This is a genomic window from Methylophaga sp. UBA1464 (genome assembly GCF_002325665.1).
In the GTDB taxonomy this organism is placed as follows: Bacteria; Pseudomonadota; Gammaproteobacteria; order Nitrosococcales; family Methylophagaceae; genus Methylophaga.
In genome coordinates this window covers 19,812-29,810 of record NZ_DCSO01000109.1, presented here as the reverse complement: position 1 = coordinate 29,810, position 9,999 = coordinate 19,812, and the positions used below count along the sequence as shown (strand labels likewise).

9 protein-coding genes are annotated in these 9,999 nt (G+C 45.9%); 2 read left to right on the top strand and 7 right to left on the bottom strand.

The genetic code is table 11. The annotated features are described in order from the left end of the window. Positions 1 to 16: 16 nt before the first annotated feature. The 4 genes from B3O33_RS14785 to B3O33_RS14770 form a co-directional block, all read right to left on the bottom strand. Positions 17 to 502, bottom strand: coding sequence for an acyloxyacyl hydrolase (locus B3O33_RS14785; RefSeq protein ID WP_292362017.1), 486 nt, complete (start codon positions 500 to 502; stop codon positions 17 to 19). A 124-nt stretch (positions 503 to 626) separates the two neighbouring features. Beyond that, positions 627 to 1,016: a 30S ribosomal protein S9 gene (gene rpsI / locus B3O33_RS14780; protein WP_292362018.1), complete on the bottom strand. Its 390-nt coding sequence runs from the start codon at positions 1,014 to 1,016 to the stop codon at positions 627 to 629. A gap of 12 nt (positions 1,017 to 1,028) precedes the next feature. Continuing rightward, on the bottom strand, positions 1,029 to 1,457 hold the full coding sequence (rplM, locus tag B3O33_RS14775; protein WP_014705973.1) for a 50S ribosomal protein L13: 429 nt from the start codon (positions 1,455 to 1,457) through the stop codon (positions 1,029 to 1,031). A gap of 86 nt (positions 1,458 to 1,543) precedes the next feature. Beyond that, positions 1,544 to 2,341, bottom strand: coding sequence for an undecaprenyl-diphosphate phosphatase (locus tag B3O33_RS14770; protein WP_292363888.1), 798 nt, complete (start codon positions 2,339 to 2,341; stop codon positions 1,544 to 1,546). Positions 2,342 to 2,465: 124 nt separating this feature from the next. Between B3O33_RS14770 and B3O33_RS14765 the strand changes: the two genes are divergently transcribed. Next, positions 2,466 to 6,323 carry a DUF3683 domain-containing protein gene (locus B3O33_RS14765; RefSeq protein WP_292362020.1) on the top strand — a complete coding sequence of 1,286 codons (3,858 nt, stop codon included), beginning with the start codon at positions 2,466 to 2,468 and terminating at the stop codon, positions 6,321 to 6,323. A 60-nt stretch (positions 6,324 to 6,383) separates the two neighbouring features. Here the strand turns inward: B3O33_RS14765 and B3O33_RS14760 are convergent, their stop codons facing one another. The 3 genes from B3O33_RS14760 to B3O33_RS14750 are packed head-to-tail and all read right to left on the bottom strand — an operon-like array spanning position 6,384 to position 7,872. Then, a complete protein-coding gene (locus B3O33_RS14760; protein ID WP_292362021.1) occupies positions 6,384 to 6,731 on the bottom strand; it encodes a HopJ type III effector protein in 348 nt (115 codons plus the stop codon). A gap of 15 nt (positions 6,732 to 6,746) precedes the next feature. Next, the gene (locus tag B3O33_RS14755; RefSeq protein WP_292362022.1) at positions 6,747 to 7,412 is read right to left on the bottom strand and encodes a nitroreductase; all 666 of its coding nucleotides are present in this window, start codon (positions 7,410 to 7,412) and stop codon (positions 6,747 to 6,749) included. Then, positions 7,402 to 7,872, bottom strand: coding sequence for a YbaN family protein (locus tag B3O33_RS14750; protein ID WP_292363887.1), 471 nt, complete (start codon positions 7,870 to 7,872; stop codon positions 7,402 to 7,404). The genes B3O33_RS14755 and B3O33_RS14750 overlap by 11 nt, the downstream gene beginning before the upstream one ends. Positions 7,873 to 8,020: 148 nt before the next feature. Here B3O33_RS14750 and B3O33_RS14745 point away from each other — a divergent pair. Continuing rightward, positions 8,021 to 9,999 (top strand): transporter substrate-binding domain-containing protein (locus tag B3O33_RS14745; protein ID WP_292363886.1); only part of this gene is annotated, 1,979 nt, incomplete at its 3' end.

Sequence of the window (9,999 nt, the reverse complement as noted above, 5' to 3'; positions counted from 1 at the left end):
GCAAGATAAACAAGCCCTAGCGATTAAACGGCGAAAAACTGTAACTCAGCATTAACGATTCGGAGCCGGGATTATTTTTGGCGAGGTTAGCATTAGACATATGGTAAAGCGTTAATGCCACACGTGAGCCAGGGGCTACCCGGTAACCGATTTCGATACCCGAACGAAATAAAAAACCGCTTCCCAGATCCTGCCCATCACCATCTTCGTATCCGACCACAGCAAGTTGCGGGGTTAAAATCCATCTCTCTCCAAGGTTAATATCATATCGGCCTCCGGCATGCGCCCAGTATCCGCCATCGGTATTGGCGTTGATGCCGATGGCCGGGATAATGTTAAAGAAGGATTCCTGGGCAGCAAAACGATATTCAACACCTAGTTCCAGCGAACTGTCTTCAAAAACTTCAAAGCTCCCTGCAGATATGGCGATTTCTGGTGATTGTGCCTGGACGTTAAAGCAGGCCAGCATGCCGATGAGTCCGAAAATGCCCTGTTTTTTCATCTGTTATTGTCCTTTTTAAACTTACCAAAATCAGTTTATTAGATAGCATGATTCATGCACTTTGAGAAGTTTAAAGCAAAAAAAAACCACCCGAAGGTGGTTTTTTTGTTCCATAAACGTTGAATTAACGTTTTGAGAACTGTGGTTTCTTACGTGCTTTATGCAGACCGATTTTCTTACGTTCAACAGCCCGGGCATCACGAGTGATGAAGCCTGCGCTACGTAAATCAGTTTTCAGTTCGCTGTTGTATTCAACCAATGCGCGGCTGATGCCATGACGGATTGCACCGGCTTGGCCGTTGTTACCACCACCACGAACAGTGATGTTGAGGTCAACTTTATCAAGCATTTCAACCAGTTCAAGTGGCTGGCGAACAACCATACGAGATGTTTCACGACCGAAGTAATCTTCAAGGCTGCGAGTGTTGATGGTAATGTTGCCGCTGCCTGGCTTCATGAATACACGAGCGGTTGAGCTTTTGCGGCGGCCTGTAGCGTAGTAAGAATCTGCCATGACGATATCCGATTAAATTTCGAGCATTTTAGGTTGTTGAGCTGCGTGCGGGTGTTCAGTACCAGCATAAACTTTCAACTTGCTGAACATAGCACGGCCCAGAGGGTTTTTAGGCAACATGCCTTTCACTGCTGTCTGGATGACACGCTCAGGTGCTTTGTCCAGTTGTTTTTCCAGCGAAATAGATTTAATACCACCGATGTGACCCGTGTGATGATAGTAAATTTTATCTTTCATTTTGTTGCCGGAAACACGCAGTTTTTCAGCGTTCACAACAACAATGTAATCGCCGGTATCAACGTGAGGTGTATAGATAGCTTTGTGTTTGCCGCGCAGACGGCGAGCGATTTCTGTTGCCATACGGCCCAGAGTTTTGCCATCGGCATCAATTACGAACCAGTCGCGACGAACTTCTGCTGGTTTTGCACTTAAGGTTTTCATTCCGCGGGGTGCTCCTGAAAATATACGCATGCGGTCAAATAAAGAGGGAGAATGTTACGGATTCACACTAAGTATGTCAACTGCAATTAACTAAATACAAACAGCAAGATGCCGCCCAGTAACAAACGGTATAGGACAAAAGGCCACATACCGATACGTTCCAGTAACTTCAGAAACAAATAGATACATATATACGCGCTGATGGCAGAGAAAACGGCACCTGCGGTCAACGCAAACCAGTCGGTAGCCTGGTCGGCTTTAATCAGCTTTAACGTTTCGAGTCCGCCGGCCAGAAAAATAACCGGTATAGATAGTAAAAAAGAGAATCTGGCAGCTGCCTGACGGGTTAATCCTAACATTAATGCAGCTGTCATGGTAATGCCGGAACGTGATGTCCCCGGAATTAATGCCAAAGCCTGAACGATTCCGATAATGAAAATGTCTTTCCAGCCCATTTGCTGTTCATTACGGCTGCGTCGACCTTTCCAGTCAGCCCAGCCTAATAGCAGTCCAAATAAAATCGTGGTGCTGGCAATAACCAGTGGACTGCGCAAAAACAGCTCGATAAAGTCACCGAGAAACAATCCGGCCGGACCAACGGGAATGGTGCCAATAATCACGGCCCAGGCTAATTTACTTTCACCAACAGTCTGTCTTTGTTGCAGTGAACCAAACCAATCAGTAATAAGCTGTCTGATAGTAGTGCGAAAGTAAAAGATAACCGCCGCCAGAGTGCCAACATGGACCGCTACATCAAAAGCCAGCCCCTGATCTTCCCAGCCGGCAATAATGGGCAACAGGATTAAATGAGCAGAGCTTGAAATGGGCAGAAATTCAGTCAGCCCCTGTAACAGGGCGAGGGCAATGATTTGTATAATTTCCATATTTTTTTCCGTGAACAGCCTGATCGATAAAAAGGCTCATTATTAATAGGTCTTATATTACCCGGCTTCGTGTTAAAATTAGTGATTGACTGCCACTTCTCAAACTAGGATTCGCTGACCCATTATGTCAACTCGTATAAGAGAAATCCCTTACAACTACACTTCTTTCTCAGATCGTGAAATCGTTATTCGGTATCTTGGTGAACCGATGTGGGAAATTCTGCAACAGTTACGTGAGCAACGCAAAACGGGTCGCAGTGCCAAGATGTTGTTCGAAGTATTGGGTGATATGTGGGTTATTTCGCGCAACCCTTATATTCAGGATGATTTGATCGAAAACCGCAAGCGTTGGGACTCCCTCCGTCATGCGTTGCATCATCGTCTGGATCAGATCCGCGAGCGCGCTACCGAAAATAAGAATCAACTGGCACTGCAATTGGAACAGGCAGCTCGTAAAGCGGTAGAAAAGTTTGAGCGAGAACTGCTGGCGACTGCTGATCGCCGTAAAGTGGTGATGCGTCGTCTTAGCCGTGTGACTAAAAAACATAATATCTGTTTTGATGGTTTGTCGCGTGTGTCGCATGTGACTGATGCTACTGACTGGCGTGTTGAGTACCCGCTGGCCGTGATCAAACCCGATAATGAAGAAGAAATGGCTGCCATTATTGCCGCCAGTATCGAGTTAGGATTAACCGTCATTCCTCGTGGTGGTGGCACCGGCTACACCGGTGGTGCAATTCCATTGACGGCTGACAGCGTAGTCATTAATACCGAAAAGCTGGAAGGTCTGGGGGGCGTTGTTTATCGCAAGCTCCCCGGTCGTGATGATGAAGTCGCTACCGTTCGGGCTGAAGCCGGTGTGGTGACGCGTCGTTTATCGGACCTGGCCGGCAAAAATGGTTTGGTCTTTGCGGTAGATCCAACATCACAGGATGCCTCGACCATTGGCGGTAATGTGGCGATGAATGCCGGTGGTAAAAAAGCGGTTATGTGGGGAACGGCACTGGATAATCTGGTTTCATGGAGGATGGTGACACCCGATGCCACCTGGATGGAAGTTGAGCGTCTTAATCATAATATGGGAAAAATCCACGATATTGAGATGGCCACTTTCCGTATCAGCCGTTATCAGGCCGATGGTAAGACCTTGCTGGAAGCGCCTGAAGACATTGCTATTCCGGCACAGCAATTACGTAAACTGGGCTTGGGTAAAGATGTAACCAACAAGTTTCTGGGCGGTTTACCCGGTATTCAGAAAGAAGGCTGTGATGGTCTGATTACCTCTGCTGTGTTTGTTTTACATCGTATGCCGCAATTTATTCGTACGGTGTGTCTGGAATTTTTTGGTAATGATCTGACCAAAGCCGTGCCGGCAATTGTGGAAACCAAAAATTTCCTCGATAGCAACAAAAAAGTGTTGTTGGCAGGCATGGAACATCTCGATGAGCGTTATGTAAAAGCTGTTGATTACAGTACAAAAGCACCTCGTTCAGAATTACCGAAAATGGTTTTGCTGATCGATATCGTTGGTGATGATGAAAATGCCGTCGCTGAAGCCAGTTCTGAGGTTGTTCGGTTATCCAATGCCCGTGAAGGGGAGGGCTTTGTTGCTGTAAGTCCTGAAGCAAGAGCCCGTTTCTGGGCTGATCGTGCTCGTACGGCCGCGATTGCCAAACATACCAATGCTTTCAAAATCAATGAAGACGTGGTTATTCCGCTTGAGCGCCTGTCGGAGTACAACGATGGTATTGAACGTATCAATATTATTCACTCTACCCAGAATAAATTACGAATGGTGGATACGGTGCTGCAGTTTTTAAGCAGTGAACCGAAAGAGCTCAAACAAACCGTTAAGAAACTGGATGACAGCGCGGAAAATGATGCCATCCTGCAATCAAAGATTGATACCGCCTGCAGCCATTTACGGGTGGTGCAAACCCGCTGGCAGGAAGTTTTGGATAATCTTGACTCTGTCGCACTGAATCATAAGGAACTGTTATCCGATGAGGTTCTGAATTTACTGGCGGATACCGATACATTATTTAATGTACTGCAACGCCGTGACCTGCGTATTTCTTATCGTAAGGAAGTCGAAAAACCCCTGAAAGAGTTGTTCCAGGGGCAATCTCTGGAAGCTCTGCGTAACAAGCTGGATGATATTCATAAAGAACTGCGCTCAAGCCGCCTGTTTGTCGCTACGCACATGCATGCCGGTGACGGTAATGTGCATACCAATATCCCAGTGAACTCAAATGACTATCAAATGATGCATGAAGCAGAATTGATAGTTGATGAAGTCATGAAGCTGGCTGGCGATCTGGGCGGTGTTATCTCGGGTGAGCATGGTATTGGTCTGACCAAGATGCAGTATCTGGATAAAGCGACCATTGATGCGTTTGCCGGTTACAAGCAAAAAGTGGATCCACTGGGACGCTTTAATGCCGGAAAATTGCTGGCGGGGTCCGGGTTGGAAAATGCCTACACGCCTTCGTTGCGATTATTGCAGCAGGAAGCTTTGATCCTTGAAGCCAGTGACTTGGGTGAGATAAACAACGATATCAAGGATTGTTTGCGTTGCGGTAAATGTAAACCGGAATGTACTACTCATGTACCTCGTGCCAATTTATATTATTCACCACGTGACAAAATCCTGGGCACCGGTTTGATTATGGAAGCGTTTCTCTATGAGGAACAAACCCGTCGTGGCATTTCAGTACGTCATTTTGAGGAAATGAATGATGTCGCTGATCACTGCACGGTTTGTCACCGCTGTCTGAATCCGTGTCCGGTCAATATTGACTTTGGTGATGTGTCAATGAAGCTGCGTGCCGTGTTGAAAAAACAGGGTAAACGCCATGTGAATCTGGGCACCTGGTCTTCGATGGCGTATCTGAATGCGACTGATCCACTGACCGTGAAAATCATGCATAAAACCATGATTCAATTGGGGTTCAAAGCCCAGCGTCTGGCACATTCGGCGGCTAAGTATCTGGGACTTCTGGCGAACAAAAAGAAAAAGCCACCATTGCCTACTACCGGTAAAACACCATTGCGTGAACAGGTTGTGCATTTTGTTAAAAAACCAATGCCGGGCAATCTGCCAACGCGAACCACACGCGGTATGTTGGGTCTGGAAGATGACAAAATGGTGCCGATACTTCGTGATCCGACTAAAGTCACGGAAGATTCCGATGCGGTGTTTTATTTCCCGGGGTGTGGTTCAGAGCGTCTGTTCAGTCAGGTAGGGCTGGCGACTCTGGCGATGCTTTATGAAGTGGGGACTGAAACGGTATTGCCGCCAGGCTATTTATGTTGTGGTTATCCGCAGGCCTCTACCGGTGATGATGATAAAGCGACGGCGATTTCCACCAGTAACCGGGTACTTTTCCATCGCGTTGCCAATACGCTGAACTATATGGATATCAAGACCGTTATCGTGTCTTGCGGTACCTGTATGGATCAGCTGCTTAAATATGAGTTTGAAGCCATTTTCCCCGGCTGCCGATTATTGGATATTCATGAGTATCTGATGGAAAAAGGCGTGAAGATGCAAGGTGTCGATGGCGTTCAATATATGTATCACGATCCCTGCCATACACCGATGAAAACTTACAAACCGACTTCCGTGGCGGCCAGCCTGCTGGGGCAGGATGTGACGCTGAATGATCGTTGCTGTGGCGAAGCGGGTTCATTTGCGGTTGCACGTCCGGATATTGCCACACAGGTCCGCTTCCGTAAGGAAGAAGAGATCACAAAGGGGATTCAGGAGCTGACTGGCGAGGATAAAGCCGTAAAAGGCAATGTGAAAATGCTGACCTCATGTCCGGCATGCCAGCAAGGTCTGTCACGTTATAACGAGGATACCGGCATAGAAACCGATTACATCGTGGTGGAAGTCGCCAAACATGTACTGGGTGAGAAATGGCACACACAGTTTATTGATAATGTGAAAGCCGGTGGTATTGAGCGGGTACTACTTTAGTAAAACTCAATGATCCCGAACGCAGGCAGTCTGCGTTCGGGATTTTTATTTAAACAAACTTTAATGCATAGGCGTTAATGCTTCACCATTGAAGCTCACACGATCCCAGCCATAACGCAGAAAGTTACGGATATTCTGATGGTCATCACCTTTAGGGTTGAGCAAAACATCGCTGCGGTAATAACGTCCAAAACAGGCTAATGTCTGTGATTCGCCCAATTCATGCAAAATGCCAAAAAACAGAATCTTGCATGATCCATTATTTTCTCCGGCATTGTTATGCAACTCCCCGTTGTGAAATGCAGTAGGAGTGAACTGATAGTTCGCATCAATCACCGCCATCGTATCTTCAAAATCAATCTCAGACGGATTGTTTGTCAAGGTAGCGAGAAATGTCGCTAAATCCATAATAAAACTCCAAAATCAGCTAAAAAAGCGGGTAAACACAGAAACTGGTTCACGATCTGTTCGATAGTCATTGACGGCTGCCGTGGTGTCTTCATATCCCAAAGCCATGCCACACACCAGAATACTGTCAGCAGGATAGTCCAGAATGGTTTTAATTTGTTGGGGATATTCTGCCAGAGCCGCCTGGGGGCAAGTTGCCAGTCCTTTCTCCTGAGCCACTAACATCAGGTTTTGCAGAAACATGCCAAGATCCAGAAATGAGCCGGTCTGCATTTCGGTATCCATAAAAAACAATAACATTACCGGTGCATCAAACGCCCGGTAATTCGCTTCCCATTGTTTTTGCTGAGCGACCTTGTCTTTTCGATCAATCTGTAGACTTTGATACAGCTGCAATCCACAAGCACGGCGGCGTTCGATATATGGGGAGTGCCAGATTTCCGGATAATAGGAATAATCGGGTGCTGATTGAATGCCCTGCTGAAATGCATAGACCAAACTATCGCTGATTTTTTGCTTGGTTTGGCCCGTAAGTACAGCAACTTGCCATGGCTGTGTATTAGCTCCTGAAGGTGCGTAGCGGGCAATATCCAGTATTTCACAGATATCATCTTCACTGACGGGCTTATTTAAAAAAGCCCGAGTACTATGACGTTGCTTAATCAGATCATTAATCTTCATATTTTGGCTCTGCTTCTTTTAATCTCAGTACCACGCCTAACATCAATATTGCCAACCCCAGTAAAAGCAATTGCATGCCAATACGCCCCCACAGCATCGTTATTGAAGCACTAAAAGCGATAACCAACATGATAAGTGCCTGGATTTTAGTACGTCGGCGGACTGTTTTGGTTTGATCCCATTGTTTTAAAGGTGCACCAATCCAGCGATTATTTAATAACATCGCGTGAAAACGTGGTGAGGTCTCAGCAAAACAGGCTAAGGCGAGAATCATGAATGGCGTGGTGGGCATAACGGGAAGTAACGCCCCGATTATCCCCAAAATGATACAAATCCAACCACAACTGAAGATTAAATAATGTTTAATTTTTTTTTGCATAGCCTGAAAAGCATAGCCGAAACCAGGTTTTAGTTCGATGTAAAGGATTGTTATAGAAGGCGAGTTAAATGTTAATGTCATTATCGAATCATGATTATACGTGTTGACTCATCAAAATGAGTTTCAAATTACATAATTTTAAAAATCAGGGTTTGTTCTAAGATTCCTTTGTATGCTTGTGACAGGCTTAGATGATTGATTAGCGTTGAGTTCGCCAAAGAGGGTAGTAATGGAAAAGCGAAACAAAAAATTTCAGTTATCAATTCGTACGGCAGTGGTCGCCGGCTTAATACTTTTCAGCCTGCTGGTGGCTGTTGCCAGCATCACGGTGCAGTATTATTTCAATAAAAATGCCGCGGAGAGTTCCATTACCAAGCGTTACCAGCAAACGCTAAAAAGTATTCACGAGTATCTGGACTCAATTGATACACGAGCCAAAAATGAAATTAACGAATTGGCACAATTACCGGCGATAGCTGAAAATCCCCGGATGAGTGGTGATACTCGTCAGGTACTGATGGCGGTCATGCAGCGTAATCAGTTATTTCAATCGGTTTATATTGGTCAACAGAGCGGTGATGTCGAGCAGCTCATCAATCTCCAGTCCTCACCTGATTTGCGCCCGCATTTACGGGCAGAAGAGGCTGATCGGTGGTTATTAATCAAAATATTTAATCAGGGAGAGCAGCAACAACGCCGGCTGGAATACTATGACCGTAACTTTACGCTGCGCCATGTCTGGCAACATAATAGCGATATCGATATTAATCATCACCCATGGTTTTCTGACGCGAAAACCAATGCGGCTATTAAAACTCAATCTTACCTGCTAGCCGAAATTAAAACGCCTGCACAGAGCTATTCGATTAAGTTGCCTGACAGTGGTGCAGTGCTAGCAATTACCGCAGAACTGTCACCGTTATCTACGCTATTGCAAAATCGCGATCTGGGCAAAGCTACGGAAATCTATTTTTATCCGCAAACCGGCGGGGTGATCGCGTCAAACCAGCCCGAAAAGTCAACGGCCTTATTACCTGCCGCTCCCCGGCTTGAGCTCAGTAATGAGCAGTTAGCAATAATTCAGAATGATCCGGTATTAAGCGTCACCAGTGAGATAGACTGGCCGCCGTTAAATTATTCAAACAACGGTGTACCAAGTGGTTATGCAGTTGATGTGCTGGCCTATATTTCACGAATGACGGGCCTAGAGATGCAATTTATTTCCGGTGAGAGCTGGCAGGAACTGGCGACGCAGTTCGTGGATGGTGAACTGGAAATCATGCAACCGGTTTTTTACAGTGAATTTCGTAACTTCATGGGCGAAATGACCATCCCGTTTGTCGAGGTTCCTTATGGCATCATTACGACTTCACAAACACCTATAACCCACATTTCCGAGCTAAATAATAAAACCGTTGCCATCCCCGAGGGCTGGTCATTAATCGGGAGACTGCAGGCTGATTTTCCGGATATCAATATTATCGAAACGGAGACAACAAGAGGTATTTTTGAGGCGGTTATCAGTGGAAAGGCAGATGCTGGAATGGATACGGCAATTACCTTGCAATACATTACCGCACAGGAATATGCCGATGAAATAATGGTGCACCAAGGTGTTGATTTTGCCCCGGCTGAATTACCTGCCGGTTTACATTTTATGGTGAATCGACAACGAACCGGTCTGGCTGAAATTTTTAACAGTGCACTGGAAAATTTATCGGATACCCACCATCAGGCGTTAGTCGATAAGTGGTTTAATTCAATTGATAGAGAAGGTAATCCACAAGCTTTCAGTTTCGATCGTTTCAGAAGTGATGCGTTACAGGTCTCCGATGAGCTGCAATCAATAACGCTTAATGGGCAGGATTATTATGTCTATCACCGCGCTATTGAAATGAATGATGCTGAGAGCCAGTTTCTCACCATCATTTCACCGCAGAATACCGTGATGAGTATGGTGTGGAGTAAAAGTAAAAATGCTGCACTGGTTGCTGCTCTGATGCTGTTGCTGTTACTGCCATTCAGTTGGTGGTTCGCCTCTATCCTGGTATCCAGACTGAAAAAAATTCAGCTGGATATAGATCATGTTCAACAGCGTCATTTTGCTGCCATCAACTCCCAATCCAGTCACCTGCTGGAGTTCAATGCATTGAGCGATAAGCTGCGTGATATGTCGCTGGCAACGCAGTTTTATCAAAAGTCTCATCA

Coding starts and splice junctions, on each gene's coding strand:
- B3O33_RS14760 (WP_292362021.1), bottom strand. CDS start 6,731: ATGGATTTAGCGACATTTCTCGCTACCTTGACAAACAATCCGTCTGAG.
- B3O33_RS14750 (WP_292363887.1), bottom strand. CDS start 7,872: ATGACATTAACATTTAACTCGCCTTCTATAACAATCCTTTACATCGAA.
- rpsI (WP_292362018.1), bottom strand. CDS start 1,016: ATGGCAGATTCTTACTACGCTACAGGCCGCCGCAAAAGCTCAACCGCT.
- B3O33_RS14785 (WP_292362017.1), bottom strand. CDS start 502: ATGAAAAAACAGGGCATTTTCGGACTCATCGGCATGCTGGCCTGCTTT.
- rplM (WP_014705973.1), bottom strand. CDS start 1,457: ATGAAAACCTTAAGTGCAAAACCAGCAGAAGTTCGTCGCGACTGGTTC.
- B3O33_RS14770 (WP_292363888.1), bottom strand. CDS start 2,341: ATGGAAATTATACAAATCATTGCCCTCGCCCTGTTACAGGGGCTGACT.
- B3O33_RS14765 (WP_292362020.1), top strand. CDS start 2,466: ATGTCAACTCGTATAAGAGAAATCCCTTACAACTACACTTCTTTCTCA.
- B3O33_RS14755 (WP_292362022.1), bottom strand. CDS start 7,412: ATGAAGATTAATGATCTGATTAAGCAACGTCATAGTACTCGGGCTTTT.